The organism is Photorhabdus temperata, from assembly GCF_025384845.1.
GTDB lineage: Bacteria > Pseudomonadota > Gammaproteobacteria > Enterobacterales > Enterobacteriaceae > Photorhabdus > Photorhabdus temperata.
On the sequence record NZ_JAJAFX010000050.1, the window covers coordinates 19,280 to 36,573 of the forward strand.

At 44.9% G+C, this 17,294-nt stretch carries 13 protein-coding genes, 1 tRNA gene and 2 rRNA genes; 2 read left to right on the forward strand and 14 right to left on the reverse strand.

What is annotated here, in order from left to right; translation table 11 throughout:
* Positions 1–107: 107 nt before the first annotated feature.
* The 9 genes from fbpC to cysJ all read right to left on the reverse strand — a co-directional run bounded on the left by fbpC (position 108) and on the right by cysJ (position 12,559).
* Positions 108–1,163, reverse strand: a complete 1,056-nt coding sequence (fbpC, locus tag LGZ99_RS17640) for a ferric ABC transporter ATP-binding protein (RefSeq protein ID WP_036840983.1) — start codon at positions 1,161–1,163, stop codon at positions 108–110.
* Between the two features lie 15 nt (positions 1,164–1,178).
* Entirely contained in the window at positions 1,179–3,257 is a 2,079-nt protein-coding gene (locus LGZ99_RS17645; RefSeq protein ID WP_262979401.1) for an ABC transporter permease, read from the reverse strand.
* Between the two features lie 131 nt (positions 3,258–3,388).
* Positions 3,389–4,420: an ABC transporter substrate-binding protein gene (locus tag LGZ99_RS17650; protein ID WP_021323183.1), complete on the reverse strand. Its 1,032-nt coding sequence runs from the start codon at positions 4,418–4,420 to the stop codon at positions 3,389–3,391.
* A 17-nt stretch (positions 4,421–4,437) separates the two neighbouring features.
* Entirely contained in the window at positions 4,438–5,769 is a 1,332-nt protein-coding gene (gene uhpC, locus LGZ99_RS17655; protein ID WP_023043637.1) for an MFS transporter family glucose-6-phosphate receptor UhpC, read from the reverse strand.
* 94 nt (positions 5,770–5,863) lie between these two features.
* Positions 5,864–7,402 (reverse strand): MASE1 domain-containing sensor histidine kinase, encoded by a 1,539-nt coding sequence (locus LGZ99_RS17660; protein WP_262979402.1) that lies wholly within the window; start codon positions 7,400–7,402, stop codon positions 5,864–5,866.
* Entirely contained in the window at positions 7,399–8,031 is a 633-nt protein-coding gene (locus tag LGZ99_RS17665; RefSeq protein ID WP_021323181.1) for a response regulator transcription factor, read from the reverse strand. Before LGZ99_RS17665 ends, LGZ99_RS17660 begins: the two co-directional genes overlap by 4 nt.
* Before the next feature lie 264 nt (positions 8,032–8,295).
* A complete protein-coding gene (locus LGZ99_RS17670) occupies positions 8,296–9,030 on the reverse strand; it encodes a phosphoadenylyl-sulfate reductase (RefSeq protein ID WP_262979403.1) in 735 nt (244 codons plus the stop codon).
* Positions 9,027–10,757, reverse strand: a complete 1,731-nt coding sequence (cysI, locus tag LGZ99_RS17675) for an assimilatory sulfite reductase (NADPH) hemoprotein subunit (protein ID WP_262979404.1) — start codon at positions 10,755–10,757, stop codon at positions 9,027–9,029. Before cysI ends, LGZ99_RS17670 begins: the two co-directional genes overlap by 4 nt.
* Positions 10,757–12,559 (reverse strand): NADPH-dependent assimilatory sulfite reductase flavoprotein subunit, encoded by a 1,803-nt coding sequence (cysJ, locus tag LGZ99_RS17680; RefSeq protein ID WP_036840979.1) that lies wholly within the window; start codon positions 12,557–12,559, stop codon positions 10,757–10,759. Before cysJ ends, cysI begins: the two co-directional genes overlap by 1 nt.
* 267 nt (positions 12,560–12,826) lie before the next feature.
* On the opposite strand from cysJ, the gene queD reads away from it, so the two are divergent.
* On the forward strand, positions 12,827–13,189 hold the full coding sequence (gene queD, locus LGZ99_RS17685; RefSeq protein WP_021323178.1) for a 6-carboxytetrahydropterin synthase QueD: 363 nt from the start codon (positions 12,827–12,829) through the stop codon (positions 13,187–13,189).
* Positions 13,190–13,230: 41 nt separating this feature from the next.
* Here queD and queE read toward each other — a convergent pair whose 3' ends face one another.
* Entirely contained in the window at positions 13,231–13,902 is a 672-nt protein-coding gene (queE, locus tag LGZ99_RS17690) for a 7-carboxy-7-deazaguanine synthase QueE (protein WP_036840978.1), read from the reverse strand.
* A 169-nt stretch (positions 13,903–14,071) separates the two neighbouring features.
* Between queE and LGZ99_RS17695 the strand changes: the two genes are divergently transcribed.
* Positions 14,072–15,454 carry an L-histidine transporter HutT gene (locus tag LGZ99_RS17695; protein WP_023045362.1) on the forward strand — a complete coding sequence of 461 codons (1,383 nt, stop codon included), beginning with the start codon at positions 14,072–14,074 and terminating at the stop codon, positions 15,452–15,454.
* A 299-nt stretch (positions 15,455–15,753) separates the two neighbouring features.
* Here the strand turns inward: LGZ99_RS17695 and LGZ99_RS17700 are convergent, their stop codons facing one another.
* From LGZ99_RS17700 to LGZ99_RS17715, 4 genes are all read right to left on the reverse strand, one after another.
* Complete coding sequence (locus LGZ99_RS17700; protein ID WP_021323176.1) at positions 15,754–16,536, reverse strand: endonuclease/exonuclease/phosphatase family protein; 783 nt, start codon at positions 16,534–16,536, stop codon at positions 15,754–15,756.
* A 140-nt stretch (positions 16,537–16,676) separates the two neighbouring features.
* Positions 16,677–16,753: transfer RNA gene (locus LGZ99_RS17705), tRNA-Asp, on the reverse strand.
* A gap of 198 nt (positions 16,754–16,951) precedes the next feature.
* Positions 16,952–17,067, reverse strand: a 5S ribosomal RNA gene (gene rrf, locus LGZ99_RS17710).
* A gap of 119 nt (positions 17,068–17,186) precedes the next feature.
* A 23S ribosomal RNA gene (locus LGZ99_RS17715) occupies positions 17,187–17,294 on the reverse strand; the annotation flags it as partial.

Here is a 17,294-nt window from a genome sequence, read left to right on the forward strand (position 1 = left end):
ATCGAGATGTTTCGCGGTAAGTTTGTCGGGTTGAATACTTGCTATCACTGCACAGGCCGCCGTTTGGCGGCCTCCTGATTTGAAAGTCAGGACTTTTTTAAATCAAATTAACTTTTGCTTTTCTCTGCCAACATAAACATCCCAAATGGATGAATCTCCAGATAATAATTATCGCCAACATTAGGCTGTAATTGAGTCGCATTAATCTGTAGCAGCAGAGTTTGCTCTTGCCAGTTTACCGTGACTTCATATTGTGGACCCATATAAGCCACATGACTGATGGTACAACGCTGGCTCACATTTCCGTGACGGCTTAGGGTAATGGCTTCTGGCCTGACACCAACCGTTACCGATTGACAGTTGGTGATAAAGTTTTCTGGCCGTGGCAGGCGATAGTGGAAAATTTCCACATAATCAGAACATAAAATGGCAGGGAAGATATTCGCATCCCCCATAAAGCTCGCCATAAATTCAGATGCGGGCTGGCGATAGAGAGTTTGTGGCGCGCCAATTTGCATAATTTTGCCTTTGTTCATCACCAATACGGTATCGGAAACCGCAAATGCTTCACTCTGATCATGAGTGACGTATAACGAGGTGATATTAAATTGTTGCTGCAATTCGCGGATCTTTTCACGCATACTACGGCGCAGGTTAGCATCAAGGTTACTGAGCGGCTCATCAAAAAGCAGGACTTTTGGCTTAAGGATAAGAGCGCGGGCAAGTGCAACACGTTGCTGTTGACCACCGGAGATCTGATCTACATAACGATCTGCAAAACCAGCCAAGTCTACCAGTTCCAATGCTTCTTTAACCCGCTCGCGTATCTCTGCTTTAGGTCGCCCCAGCATTTTCAGTCCATAACCAATGTTTTCTCCCAGCGACATATGCGGAAACAAGGCGTAGGATTGGAATACCATACAGATATCCCGCTGCTGAATAGAACGATCTGTAACATCTTCACCATCAATGAAAATTTTACCTTCGCTGGGTTTTTCCAGCCCGGCAACCAGACGCAATACGGTGGTTTTACCACAGCCGGATGGCCCTAACAGCGTTACCATATGCCCTTGTGGGATAGACAAATCCAGATTATCGATCACGGTGTTGCTACCGAACCGTTTGATTACATTTTTCAGTTCGACAAAATTTTGTTGTGCCATGTCGTCACTCCGTGATTACTGTGCATTTTTGGCTTTGGAACGGGAAACCCGTGCTTCGCCAATCAGATAGTCAAATAGGAAAATAATGGCCAGCATGACCACAATCAGAATAGAGCCGTAAGCGATAGCGACACCATATTCACCATCTTCCACCCGGTTCAGGATATAAGCAGTCGCTACGCGGGTTTCTGGTGTAACCAGAAATACAATAGCGCTGACGGTAGTAATGGCGCGAACGAAGCTGTAAATCAGGGCAGACAAGATTGCCGGGCGCAATAACGGCAACAGAATATGGAAGATGGTTCTCATCGATCCGGCGCGCAAGCTCAACGAAGCTTCATCCAGTGATTTATCAATCTGCCCAAGGCCGGCAATTCCTGCGCGAATACCTACCGGTACGTTTCTCATAGTCATAGAGATAATCACGATAGCCGCGGTGCCGGTGAGGTAAAAAGGTGCATCATTGAAAGCCAAAATGTAGGAAACCCCGGCAACGGTACCCGGTACGGCAAAGCACAACATGGTGGTGAACTCTATCGTTTTCTTACCACGGAATTCCTGACGTACAACGATATAAGCGATAAGCAGACCAAGGATAGCAGTGATGGGGGCGGCGATACCGGCGTAGAACAGTGTATCCAGTAATGAAGGCCATGCGCCATCATGCATCCCCTGACCAAACAGCTTGATAAAGTTATCCAGTGTCAGTGTGTAATCCACTCCCCAGTTTACGGTGAAACTGCCGTAGAAAATGCTGCCGTACAACAGAACGTTGAACACAACCCAGATAAACAAAATGGCACAGACACCCCAAACCAGCGAAATCGGCAGCGGCTGTACATCACCACGATAGGATTTACCGGAAACCGTGACATAGGAGCGTTTACCAATCCACATATACTGAACGCAGAATATCAGCAGAGAGAAAGCCAGAAGCGAAGCGCCCAGCGTACTGGCTGCCTGATAATCAAGCTGGGAACCGGTGATATAAAAATAAATCTGGGTCGCCAGTACATCAAAACTACCGCCCAGCACCAGCGGGTTACTGAAATCCGCCAGCGATTGAACAATCACGATCAGGAAAGCGTTTGCCAATGCAGGTTTCAACAACGGAATAAAAATATGGAAGAAAGTTTGATAGCGATTGGCGCGCAGAGTATAGGCGGCTTCTTCCAGTGAAGGATGGATAGTTTTGATGGCGCCATCAAGGATCATGAACGCCATTGGCGTAAAGGCCAGCACCTGAGCCAGCCAGATACCGGTAAAACCATACAGCCAGTTAGTATTGGTAAGGCCAAACCAGGTTGCCATAAACTCAGTAATATAACCGGAACGGCCCATCATCAGCGTAACACCTAAACCAACAACAAACGGTGGTGTGACGATAGGTAAAATAGAAAATACCCGGCCAATAATGGCGGAGCGGCGGGCAATTCTGGCGGTATAAATTGCCAGAACCAATCCAAAGAAGGTACAGCCTACACCCACGGCCAACGAGAGCAGAATGGAGTTAGTGATAACCTGAATAATATGTGCCTGTCCCAAGATCGAGATAAAGGCAAACGGAGCAAATTGACCGGCATCATCCGTAAACATCGGTATAAAGATGGCGATACTCGGATAAAGGATAAATGCCCCGATCAGGACAATAATCGCAACCAGTGAGCCGATAACAAAACGATCACCCCCCAGCCATTCAAGGCGGGTCAGGGCGAGGGTAATAATTGCGCTCAGTGAGATAAACAAAATAATCGTCGAATAGCCCAGTCCACGACCGATAATGGCCGCACTGATAATGACAAACAAGGCGCATAATAAGGCGTAACCCGCATCAAAATAGTGCCGGTTACGCTGATTGCGGTTTGCTGGTGTGAGTGGGCGCAGTAACAGCGCCGATGGGAGCAGGAACCACAGTAAGCTGACGTTTAATCCGTTCCAGCCATAGGCGGTGACAATTTCATCTTGAGTGGAGTCGAAAAGGCCATAGTCCAGGCTCCAAGATGGCAAAAGGGCAAAAGCCAGCCATGTCAGGGCAATCCACCAAAACACAGCATCCTGCTTCTGTCTGGTAGGCAAAGTAAGAGTATAAGACATAATTTCCCTCTTTTATTATTATCGTGAGGCAACAACAGTAAGAATCTATCCTTGGGGCGTTATGAGTACGGGAAAACAAGATAGCCCGATAGATAGTTTCTAAGGGCGGTGTTATCCGCCCTTGACAGACTTTATTTAGCCATCTTCACATCTGTCACCCATTCGGTGATGAGTGCTTTACGCATATCATTGGCGCCAAATTTATCCATGTCGTAATTAATCAGCTTCAGATCGGACAATTTAAGTGCCAAAGGAGACGCTTTTGCCGTGGTGTTGGTCAGAATCTGATAGGCTTTACCTTTCTTCCAGCTCAGTTCTTGTGCTTCTTTGGACAGCACCCAGTCAATAAACAGTTTAGCGTTGTCCATATTGCGGGCATTTTTGATGATACTAACGCCGCCGATTTCATAACCGGTGCTTTCACAGGGTGCGATAAGTTTCAATGGTGCGCCGTTTTCCACTTCCAGAGAGTAATCATGCAGGAAGCCGATGCCGATGGCGGATTCACCACGGGCGGCGTTACGTGCTGGTGCGACACCAGATTTAGTGTACTGGGAAATGTTGGCGTTCAGCTTTTTCAGGTAATCAAATGCCTGATCTTTGCCCCATAACTGAACAAAGGTTGCCAGTGCGGTGTAAGCGGTGCCTGAACTTTGAGGATCAGCGATCTGGATTTCACCTTTATAAATCGGTTTAGTCAGATCTTTCCAGCAGGTTGGAACAGGGATATTTTTCTCTTTCAGACGTTCGGTATTGACGCCATAGCCAAGAATTCCGACGTAAACCGCAGAAGTGTAGTTGCCCTTACGTTTGGCCGGATCACGGAACTGCGGCATGATCTGCGTAAGATTTGGGGATTTATATGGGGCCAGCAGATCCATCTCTCCCGCCTGAGAGTGTGGATCCAGCGTGCCGCCGTACCAGACGTCAGCTTGTGGATTGCGTTTTTCCGCTTCAATTTTCGCCAGAGTACTGCCTGAACCGTTACGGACAAACGTGGTTTTTACATTATATTTTTCACCGAATGCTCTGGTTTCGGCTTCACACAAGGCGTTAGTCGCACTGCAATAAACGATCAAACGGCCGGCGGCCTGAGCACTGTGGGTAAATGCAGCAACGACCAAGCCCGCGGCGATAAGTGTAGAGAGAGGTTTCAGTTTCATTATTTTGTCCTTTGCATTCAGAACTTCTTATCATTGAAAAGTAGCGATGCTACTCCTGCCATATGTTCCCTTTTACTGACGTCTGCCATTAACAGTGGCATCAACAGCAAACCCATCATGGCGGCTGCGATGGTGAGCAGGGCAAACATCCCTGACCAGCCATAATGTGCAACGACCTGACTTAGCGGCCAGCCTGCCATTGCAGCGCCCAGGTAGGCGTACAACCCCAGATAACCAGTGACCGTTCCAGCGGCTTGTTTATGGCAATATTCTGTCGCCGCCAGCCCAATCAGCATTTGCGGGCCAAATACAAAAAAACCGATACTGAAAAAACAGACTGCCAACAGCGCATAGTGATGAATGGGCATTAGCCACAATGCGGTGACAGAGATAAACAACCCCAGAGCAAACAGTAAAATCATCGGGGCGCGTTGACCGCGGAACAGTAAATCAGATCCCCAGCCGGAAAAAAGTGCGCCTGTCAAACCGCCCAGTTCAAACAGCGAGAGTGTGGCGTTGGCACTGAGCAGATTGGCGCCATGTGTTTCTGACAGCCACAGATTTCCCCAGTCATTAATCGCCATTCTGATGAGGTAGACTAGAATGTAGGAGAGCCCTAATAACCAGATAGTTCTGTTAATCAGAATCGTGTCCCGCAGTATCTGCATCATCGGCATGGGTGGCGATAACTGCTCGTGCCGAAGCTCCAGTGAATCCTGTCGCCAGTGCCCCACACTGGGTAAACTTTGCCTTTGTGGTATGTCGCATAACTGATGGCAGAGCCAGATACCCAGTAAAATACCGATAATTCCCGGCATCATCAGCGCTGCTTGCCAGCCGTAAGTCGTCGCCAAAAAAGCTGACAGCATCGGGATAGTGACACCAACAACATTGATGGAGATATTCCAGCATCCCCACCAGAAACCCCGTTCATTGCGGGAGTACCAGTGTGTCAGTAACCTGGCGCAGGGCGGCCATCCCCAACCCTGAAAGAAGCCGTTCAGTGTCCAGATAATCAGTAGTGCAGGAAATGATGAACAAAAAGCGAAAATAATGTTCAGCACGCCCGTCATCACTAATCCGGCACCCATAAACCAGCGATAACCGGTGCGATCATGAAATACACCGGAGACAAATTTTGAGCCGCCGTAAGCCAGGTAAAACAGACTGGTTATCCAGCCGATATCCCCTTTATCCAGCCCCAATTCCAACTGCATGACCGGCATCACAAAGTTGAAGCTTTTTCGCGTCAGATAAAATGCGGCATAGCCAATAATCATGGAAATCAGCAAACGGCTGCGCCAGTAGCGATAACGTTGTGAAACTTGTTCCTGGCTGATGGTTTGCATATGCGACTCCTCCATGAAAAAGGAATGTAAAGAAACATTAATGAAAATGGATGGGATAAGGTTTTAGGTAATTAGGAATGATTCTTAGTTATGCTTAATTTTCATCAGAATTTGTGGGCAGGTTAACAATTATCCGAGTGCCGTTATCGTTGTTTAACTGCCAGTCTCCGCCTAACGCCCGGATGCGTTCTTCAATCCCCTGAAGGCCAAATCCGCCTTTCCTTTTATCTTCGGTGATACCAATGCCGTTATCACTGATTCTGAGTTCGATCATATCCCGGCATTGCCGCAACGTGATATCGATGCGGGTCGCTTTGGCATGTTTGCTGATATTGTTCAGTAGCTCCTGAACCAATCGATAAAGGGTAAAGACCACTGTTTCATTCGCTGGATTTTGGGAAAGTTGATAATTCAACTGGCAATCAATACCCTGCTGCTTAAAAGCAAACTCATTGATTAAATGGTGGAGCGCTTTTTCTAAAGACATCTCTTCCAGAACCGGTGGTCGCAATTGGCGCAGTAATTGACGAGTAGATTGATGGATTTGTTGGGCAAGATGATTGATTTGCTCTGCGATCGTTGCTATTGCCGGGGTAGTGGCAGTGCGCTTTACCAGTGTTGCCTGAATTTGGATAGCAGTAATATTTTGCCCAATTTCGTCGTGTAACTCGCGGGCAATACTTTTGCAGATATCTTCTTCTGTGTGAACCAGTTTCTGCATCAGAATATGGCGGGCGGTTAATTCCTTCTCCAATAATTCACGGTAGCGTTGCAGGTTTTCAGCGAGTTGTTGTTGACGGCTGATGGCTATTCCAAGCCCTATTCCTAATAGCGCCTGAATGGTCAGGAACATCTCCAATTCGCGTAAATCGTTAAAAGCGCCACTGAATTGCCGGGCTGACGTTATCATCAGGCTGCCCAGTAAAGCCGCCAATACGCCACCTTGCCAGCCATAGCGATAGGCCATAAATACATTGGGGATAAATACCAAGATCACCAAAAGCCTCTCAATTTCTGGTGACATAAAGATCTGAGCGCTCAATCCCAGAAAACAGAACAGACAGCACCACATCAGCAGTGAAGTACGTAACTGTGGATCCGGATGGTCAGGTTCCAGCATATTTCTCAGATGCTGCTGACGCAGATATTCATAGATCAGGTAAACAAAAGGCGATAGTAAAACACCGCCGGTCAAAGAGGTAAGAAACAGATGGCTGGCGCTGGCAGTCAGAGAAAATCCCAGACAGACAGCCTGTAACACACTATTGGCGGCTACGGCTGCCAGCAAAATAGAGAGCCGTTGCCAATACAAGGTATAGCGCCACCAGATCCGCTGTACCATAAAGGTAGGTATCAGGCTGAGAAATGGCGATAACAGAATAATATTGTTAGTAATAAGCTGCTCGCTATCGAGCCATAGCAAGATGATAACCTCGGTTGCTAATAGGGTTGGCAGATAGCGGCATCCCAGCAGAACAAGTAGCGCCAGCCGTAACCCCTGTGGCAGCAGCAGTGCAGCCTGTTGCCCATTGTCATTCAGGTAGAAGCTGATGGTCCACAGAGCAAGCCAGCTCAACGAATAAAAAATCAGCAGGAATAGTGATAACAGGCCAAATCGTGTTCCTCCGTTCATACGTTACCTGTCAGAATCTGATGTTGCAGGGCATAATGAACCAGCTCGATCGTGCTCTCGCACTGCAATTTGCCAAGAATATTGGCACGATGAACATGAACAGTTTTATGGCTGAGATTAAGTTGCTCGGCAATAGCTTTAACAGTGATGCCATTGATGAGCAAATCAAATATTTCCCGTTCTCTGGGTGTCAGGGCTTGCAGTGCTTTAACTTCTTGTGGTGTCTGACGCAGGGCTTTCAGTGCATCAGCACACAGATAAAAACCGCCTTTATGTACTGAGCGTACTGCCTGTACTAATTCTTCCGGGCCACATCGTTTGGTGAGATAACCACAAGCTCCGGCATCCAAAGCGCTTTGTACAAATGCCGTGGTGTCATAAATGCTGAGAATTATGGTGCGAAAATCAGGCCGTTTTTGCCGTAACCGGGCAAGCAGATGCAAACCACTCTCATCCGGCATAGCGATATCCATCACTGCCACATCAATCGGGTTTCTGAGTAAATCCAGCCAGGCTTCGCTGGCGCTGGCGTATTGCCCGGCAATCTCAAGATCATGCTCAAGCGTTAGTAATTGGGCAAAACCGGAACGGACGACTACATGGTCGTCAATAAGTGCAACTTTAATCATAGTTTTTATTAAGAAGTCATTATAAATACAATAAGTTTCATGATGTGCAGGAACGGCAGGTTGTGCAAATTAATCAACTAAATCTGCAAGAAAGCTAACAGATTTAGTAAATTGTAAGGTGATAATTAAATAAATAAGTGGAAGGGATTGTTTGTTAACTATGCGACCCGGCCGCAGAAGCAACCACGCCTGTCCCCGCCATAAAACAAAGCGAAGGCTTTATCATCAATCCCAATCAATCCCACTCAGGAAATATCCGGTTTTTTAATTTTCATGTAACCCACATTCTCGCTTTAATCCAAAGAAACGGGTTTGTTCTTCACTCATGCCCGGTTCCCATTTTTGGGTTGTATGGATATCGCCAACAGAGAGATAACCCTGTTCCCATAATGGATGATATTCCAAACCATGCTTTGTAAGATATTGATGCACACGTCTATTATCCCAGTCGATAATCGGCAAGATCTTAAATATGCCACGCTGTATAGACAAAACCGGTAATTTTGATCGGCTTTCAGATTGCTGGCGACGTAAACCAGCAAACCAGCTTTGCGCATTCAGATTTTTTAAAGCACGATTCATTGGCTCGACTTTATTAATCTGATTGTAACGTTCTATTCCCTCTACACCTTGTTCCCACAATTTGCCATAACGAGCTTCTTGCCAGGCTGGAGAGTGTTCAGCACTGAATACTTGCAGATTCAGTTTCAGCTGCGTTGTTAATTTATCTATGAATTGATAAGTTTCAGGGAATAAATAGCCAGTATCGGTAAGGATGACAGGAATATCCGGGTATTCCTGTGTCACTAAATGAAGACATACCGCCGCCTGAATGCCAAAACTGGAAGAAAGAACAAACTCCCCCGGCAAATTCTCCAATGCCCAATTTACCCGCTGATGAGCATCCATAATTTCAAGTCGCTGATTAATTTCAACCAGTAATGTCTCCTGCTGTTCTCTCTCCACTCCAACCAATTGTGATAAGCTGAGTTGGCTCATACCGCCTCCTGCCAATCATAAAAATCGCGGGCCGAATCCAGTACCGGTTTGATAATATCGGTACGGATCAGGAAATCGCCAAAACCCTCATTTGGTTGCCGCCCTGCCGCCCAACGCCCGATAAGTTCATCCATGATGGATAAAATCGCTTCAGAACTGATATTTTCTTTATACATTCGAGGAATACGGGTACCGATCCGGTTACCGCCAAGATGAAGGTTATAACGATCAAGCGCTTTACCCACCAGCCCCACTTCCGCCAACATAGCTCTACCACAGCCATTTGGGCAACCTGTCACCCGCAAGACAATATGTTCATCACCAATACCATGTTTATTCATCAGTTGTTCAACGTAAGTGACAAACTCCGGTAAGAAACGCTCAGCTTCAGCCATTGCTAACGGGCAGGTTGGGAAAGAGACACAGGCCATTGAGTTTTCACGCTGGATTGTGGTTTTATTATCAATCAGCCCATGTTCTCGGGCGATAGTTTCAATTCGTTGTTTTTCACCTTCAGGAATACCAGCAATGATTAAGTTTTGGTTGGCTGTCAGGCGAAAATCCCCTTTGTGGATTTTTGCAATTTCGGCAACGCCACTTTTCAGTGGTCTGCTGGGATAGTCCAAAAGGCGGCCATTCTCAATAAACAGCGTCAAATGCCATTTATCATCGATTCCTTTCAGCCAGCCAATTTGATCACCACGACCAGTAAATTCATAAGGCCGGATTGCTTCAAATTTCACGCCTGCGCGTTTTTCCACCTCCTCTTTAAAAGTGTCAACACCAACCCGCTCCAACGTATATTTGGTTTTGGCGTTTTTACGCTCGGTCCGGTTCCCCCAGTCACGCTGAGTGGTCACCACAGATTCAGCAATCGCCAATGTATGCTCAAGCGGAATATAGCCAAATTCACTCGCCATACGTGGATACGTATTTTTATCGCCGTGAGTCATTGCCAAACCACCCCCCACCAGCACGTTAAAACCAACCAACTTGCCACCTTCTGCAATAGCAATAAAGTTCAGATCGTTGGCATGTAGATCAACATCATTCTGGGGAGGGATAACAACCGTGGTTTTAAATTTACGAGGCAAATAAGTCGCACCAAGAATCGGCTCTTCATCAGTAGTTGCAACTTTCTCTTTATCCAGCCAGAGTTCAGCATAAGCTCGGGTGCGTGGCAGCAAGTGCTCTGAAATTCTCTTCGCCCATTCGTAGGCTTGCTGATGCAGCTCTGATTGAATAGGATTCGAAGTACAAAGCACATTTCGGTTAACGTCATTCGCCGTCGCAAGCGAATCCAGACCAACCTGATTCAGTAATTGATGTGCAGGCTTTACATCCCCTTTCAAAATGCCATGAAATTGAAATGTCTGACGGTTAGTCAACCGGATACTGCCATACAGAGTGTTCTCTTCAGCAAACTTATCAATACCCAGCCATTGTTGCGGTGTAATAACACCGCCCGGCAGACGACAGCGCAACATCATCGCATGGCGTGGCTCCAGTTTTTGCGCTGCCCGTTCAGCACGGATATCACGATCATCCTGCTGATACATGCCATGAAAGCGAATCAGCAGGAAATTGTCCCCTGCAAAACCTCCCGTTAAGCCATTGGTTAAATCGTCACTGATTGTACCTCGCAGGAAGTTACTCGCCTGCTTCATGCGCTCACTATCAGCCAGTTTACCTTCGACAATCAAAGGACCATGTTGTTTATCACTCATTAGTACACATCCCTCTGATAACGGCGCTCAAGGCGCAGTTCACTTAAGAATTCATCTGCCTGTTCGGTATCCATGCCACCATACTCAGAAATAATATCCAGCAATGCACGCTCCACATCTTTCGCCATGCGGTTTGCATCACCACATACATACAGATGTGCCCCTTCCTTTATCCAACGCCATACTTCTTCGCCCTGTTCACGCAATTTGTCCTGAACATAAACTTTATGCTGCTGATCACGGGACCACGCCAGATCAATACGAGTCAACAGGCCATCTTTGACATAACGCTGCCACTCCACTTGATAGAGAAAATCTTCCGTAAAATGTGGATTACCAAAGAACAGCCAATTTTTCCCCTCAGCGCTATCTGCATCTCTTTGCTGCATAAATGCCCGGAATGGAGCGATTCCGGTTCCCGGCCCAATCATGATGACAGGTGTTTGCGGATTGGCAGGCAAGCGGAAATTGTCGTTATGCTCGATAAAAATACGAATATCGCCCTCTTCCTGTAAGCCATCTGCCAAATAACCGGATGCGCCACCAGTGCGAGCCCGGCCATCAATTTCATAACGAACAACACCGACTGTAATATGAACTTCATTTTCTACTTCAGCCTGAGAGGAAGAAATTGAATAAAGCCTTGGCATTAGAGGCCGCAATAAATCAATAAACTGTTGAGCTTCTGGCTGAGAAGCAGCCTCTCTTACCATATCGGCAATAGGTTTATTGTGAGCGTATTGCTGTAATGCCTGTTTATCGGCAATCAGAGACAGTAATTTTTCATTTTTTGCCAGCACAGCATATTTTTCTACAATCAAGCTGGTGTTTTGGGTTAGCTCAACATGGCTGATCAGTGCTTCCCTTAATGGTAATTTATGACCATTAACTTCAACCTGTACTGTTCCTTCCAACCAGAGTAGATTCAACAATTCATCCACTAGAGCCGGATCATTTTTAAACCAGACACCCAAAGCATCACCCGGTTGATAACGCAGACCTGAATCTCCCAGATCAATTTCAATATGGCGAACATCTTTATCAGAACCACGGCCCGTTATTTTCTGACGGGTTGCTAAGGCCGCTGTCAATGGCGCCTGCTTAGTATAAGGAGTTGAAAAAACTTCATGTACCGATTCACTCTGTACAGTAGTAACCGCCGTATTTGTCTGCGCAGGAATACGCTGTTTCAGGATTTCAGTTAATCGCTTACGCCACTGAGCCGCAGCCTCCTGATATTCCACATCACTATCGACACGATCCAGAAGCCGTTGAGCTCCCAATTCATTCAGACGATGATCAAAATCTTTTCCTGCCTGACAGAATTTCTCATAAGAAGTATCACCCAGACCAAAAACAGCAAACTCAGTATCACTTAGCTTCGGCGCCTTTTTAGAATAGAGATATTTATATAATGCAATCGCTTCTTCGGCTGGTTCTCCTTCACCTTGCGTAGAAGCGACAATAATGATCATTTTCTCTTGAGCAATTTGTTTGAATTTATAATCACCGGCATTGAACAGATTAACATTGAGTTTCTCTGCCAACAGATCATCACGAAGCTGTTCAGCCAAACGGCGGGCATTACCTGTTTGTGAAGCTGAAATTAATGTAATCGTCTCCTGTGCCGGAATCGCTGGAGCCATAAGCTGAACCTTTGGCTGTTGATTCATCATTCCCCAAAAATAACCAGACAGCCAGGCTAACTGATTCGGTGAAAAATCCCCAATTGCCGATTGCAAACGCGCCAGCTGTTCAGGCGAAACCGGCAGAAGTGAAATTGAAGGTGGTTTTATGCTCATTATCCTGTGCTGCCCTTTACGATTACCAATGTCTATTATCTTTAGTAAAGAAAATAAATAGGGATAGTTAGTAAGGTTATCTCAACGACTTGTCACTATTTAAAGAAACTATCGCAATATCAAATAACCAAAACGCCTAACCATATTTACAGATTTAATATATCTATAAAACAGTTAATAAGGGCAATTGCAAAAAAAGGAAAAAACCGGGTTTAATTCAGAAGATCGGGTAGAATAGCGGGTTTTTTGAAGTCAGGGAGAACCACTATGAGCACAACGATTTTTAAAGATTTTCAGTTTGAAGCCGCCCACCACCTGCCACATGTTCCAGAAGGCCATAAATGCGGGCGCCTGCATGGGCACTCATTTATGGTTCGGCTGGAAATTACCGGGGAGGTCGATCCTCATAGTGGTTGGATTATGGACTTTGCTGATCTAAAAACTGTATTTAAACCCGTTTGGGAACAGTTAGATCACCACTACCTGAATGATATCCCTGGACTGGAAAACCCAACCAGCGAAGTACTAGCAGCCTGGATTTGGGCTAAGGTTAAACCCTCAATTCCACAACTCAGTGCCGTTATGGTGAAAGAAACCTGTAACGCAGGATGTATTTTCCGCGGAAAGTGAAACAAATTACTGCACCAGGAAACCTCCAGTGCAGTAATCTCTCAGGCAATATTCAAATACTTATGTGTTTGCATAGAAAGCCGCCAATTGCGCGCAATACAAGTTTCAATACATAAACGGGTAGCGTCTTCTTTCTGGCTAATCGGTTGCAATGCAATAATACGCGATGAGTTGTCATCCAATGCCGCTAATAACTCATCCAGTGCTTCAATGTCTCTTTCACGTGCAACTGGATGTTTTATTTCATTAGCTCTCTGCAAAGCTTGCTGCAATACCTGATAACCACCACGCATTTTAACTTTTGGCGAAACTGTCACCCAAGTGGCAGAAGAACATTTAACATGATACGTACCACTGGTTTCTATCTGGCATTGATAGCCAAGGCTTTCTAACTCTTCAGTCAGAGGAGTAAGATCATAAAGGCAAGGCTCACCACCAGTAATAACAACATGACGCGCGGTATATCCCTGTTGAACAAACAGTGCTGCAATTTGCTCAGGTGATGCTTCACCCCATTCATCGCTTTCACTCGTCTTCAATAAGATTGTCTCCAGCATCCGTTGCTTTTTGGCTTCTTTCTCCCAGGTGTGTTTAGTATCACACCAGCTACAACCAACCGGACACCCTTGCAGACGAATAAAAATTGCCGGGACTCCCGTAAAAAAACCTTCTCCCTGCAATGTCTGGAATATTTCGTTAATCGGGTAAAACATAAAAATCTCTGGTTTCATTAGATAGGAGCGCATTATTACAGATATCTATCCCGCGGACATCAATCTTTATGGTAAGGTACAGGGTTTGCTTCGCTCGGCTAATATAAAGCTTGTCGGGGCATTGTGTGCTTAAAATATATCTAGCCTGAGAAAGTGACAGGAATAAATAATGCAGAATAATGAAACTCAGCTGAAACGGGGTCTAACCGGGCGGCACATCCGCTTTATGGCATTAGGCTCCGCAATAGGCACAGGGCTGTTCTATGGCTCCGCAGCTGCTATCCAGCAAGCAGGCCCAGCCGTATTACTCGCCTATTTAATCGGCGGGGCCGCCGTATTTATGGTAATGCGTGCATTAGGTGAAATGGCTGTTCACCACCCAGTAACCGGTTCTTTTTCACACTATGCCAGCCATTACCTCGGCCCTTTGGCCGGATTTCTAACCGGATGGAATTATATATTCGAAATGCTGATTGTCTGCCTAGCTGACGTTACTGCATTCGGCTTTTATATGAAGCTCTGGTTTCCTCATGTAGAACAGTGGATCTGGGTACTGAGTATTGTCTGCTTCATTGGCGCAATTAATCTTTGCCATGTGAAGATTTTTGGTGAAATGGAATTCTGGCTATCTATTGTGAAAGTTACCGCAATTATTGCTATGATTATCGGCGGCATGACTATCATGATATATGGATTCGGTCAGGAAACAGACCATGTAACCGGTATTTCTAGTTTATGGGAATATGGCGGTTTTATGCCTAATGGCATCAGTGGTGTAATAGCTTCACTTGCCATTGTGATGTTTGCTTTTGGTGGTATTGAAGTTATTGGCATCACTGCCAGCGAAGCTAAAAATCCTGAAAAAACTATCCCAAAAGCAATCAATGCCGTTCCTTTCCGTATTTTGCTGTTTTACGTATTGACCCTGTTTATTCTGATGTGTATCTATCCGTGGAATCAAATTGGTCAGGAAGGGAGTCCATTCGTACAGATTTTTTCCAGCTTAGGTATCAATTCTGCGGCTAATATTCTCAACATTGTGGTTATTACTGCCGCAGTTTCTGCGATTAACAGCGATATTTTTGGTGCCGGCCGCATGATGTATGGCATGGCCCAAGAAGGACAGGCGCCTAAATCATTCACCAAGCTGAGCCGTAATGGTGTACCGTGGATGACGGTGGTCGTTATGTCAGCCGTCCTGCTGATTGGCGTTGTTCTTAACTATCTGCTTCCGAATGAAATTTTCGTTATCATTGCTTCTATCGCAACATTTGCTACTGTGTGGGTATGGCTGATGATCCTGCTTTCTCAGGTTGCTATGCGTCGCAAAATGAGTAAAGAAGAAGTTAAAACACTAAAATTCCCTGTTCCTATGTGGCCAATAGCACCAATATTAACAATTATCTTTATGGTATTCGTTATTGTATTACTGGGCTATTTTGAGAAAACCCGTATTGCATTAATTGTGGGAGTTGCATGGGTAGCCTTATTGTCAATTACCTATTTCTTGAACATAAAGAAAAATACTTCCCAAACTCATCAAATTAAATAATTCATCCTGATAAATGCCAGAATAATCTGGCATTTATTTTCATTTATCTGAATATTTTAATATTATTTTGTTAAGCAGCGTAAATTAAATAACTTTAATCTATTTATATCATTGTATTTTGTTTTCTAAATTGTAATGATGATATATATTACTTTAATAAGAATAATTTTTTATTTTTGAAATATAAATCCACTTACACATAACAAAAAATTAATTTCGTTTATTTTCAGTAAGTTAAATTAAAAATCAAATAATAATCTTTTATAAAAAATAGATAAACATACTTTTAAAATAAGATATTAATAAAAATTTGCAATAAGAGGATTATGATCAGAAGCATCTGTAGGCATAACAATAGCATTAGCTACATTTAATTCTCGATAAAAAATAAAATCTAAAGGTCTTCCAAATGCAATTGTTCGACAGTCATCAGCAAAAGATACTTCTTTAAGATGTAAATGTCCGGTAAAACGCTTAAGAGCATTTAATCGTTGCTTACTCCATGCATTAAAATCACCAGCCATAATTACCGGGCCATTATGTAAACGAATATGAGCACCAATATTATTCAGCTGACGGCTATATACATCCACACCAAAGCTGAAATTTATCGCATGTACATTAATAACCATCAACTGGCGATTATCCTGTAAAGAGTAAACAGTGATGAGAGCTGATTTAGATAAACGTAAAAGAGGCTCTTTCTCTCTCAATGGGCAACAATAGATAGGATGAGAAGTTGCTAGCGTCATTACACCAGAGGGATGTTGAGGCAATAAAAATGCGGGAACTTGATCAGCTGTCAGATAATTTGAAGTAGCAAATTCAACTAAATCAGGGGTTGTCTGCGCTTCTTGCAATAAAATTAACTGGCTTGCATCAGTAAGTTCCTTCAAAACCTTTCGCCATGAAGGACGCTGCTGTTTATAAATATTCCATACAACAACCCTAAGCTCATTTGTATCAGTAATCAAAGGGATACCTACAGGTAATGACTTTCCAAGCTGATAGGTTGACATCGGAAAGACACGTTCAACAGGTTGCCCAGCGACATATCTTATTGCATAGGTTTTCTTTACCACGTGAAAAACCTCTTCAATGCAGAAAGTAATATTAAAAACCTTCTGATTTTATCAAATATAATGAGGGAATTATTGATTTTAATATTTATTAAACAGAAAAAAACCCTGAGATCTCTCTCAGGGTTTCTTTGGAAATTAAGTGGCGGTGCGGACGGGGCTCGAACCCGCGACCCCCGGCGTGACAGGCCGGTATTCTAACCAACTGAACTACCGCACCACCGAATTTCTTGTTCTTTATGTTGTTACCACAACATAAAGTTTCAATGCCAATCAGGGCAGTCTACGAACGGCTCTTCTGCCATTCGCCCTTCGGACCGCCGCTTTCCGCGACGTTTAAAATCACTCTCAGCGATTTTGTCCGACTTTCCACCCACAACACTCTGTGTCATTCTTCATCACACAAAGCTTAATTAAAGCCTGGCAGTTCCCTACTCTCACATGGGGAGACCCCACACTACCATCGGCGCTACGGCGTTTCACTGCTGAGTTCGGCATGGGGTCAGGTGGGACCACCGCGCTATCGCCGCCAGGCAAATTCATTTCATCCCGACCGTTATGTCCGCCCTCTGGGCTACACAACCATCCGAATCAATCTGTCAAACAAGCCAAAAATTCTCTCTTCTCTCGCCCCAAAACACCTTCGGTGTTGTAAGGTTAAGCCGCTCGGTTCATTAGTACTGGTCAGCTCAATGCATCGCTGCACTTACACACCCAGCCTATCCACGTCTTCGTCTTAAACGTTCCTTCCGTGACCTCAA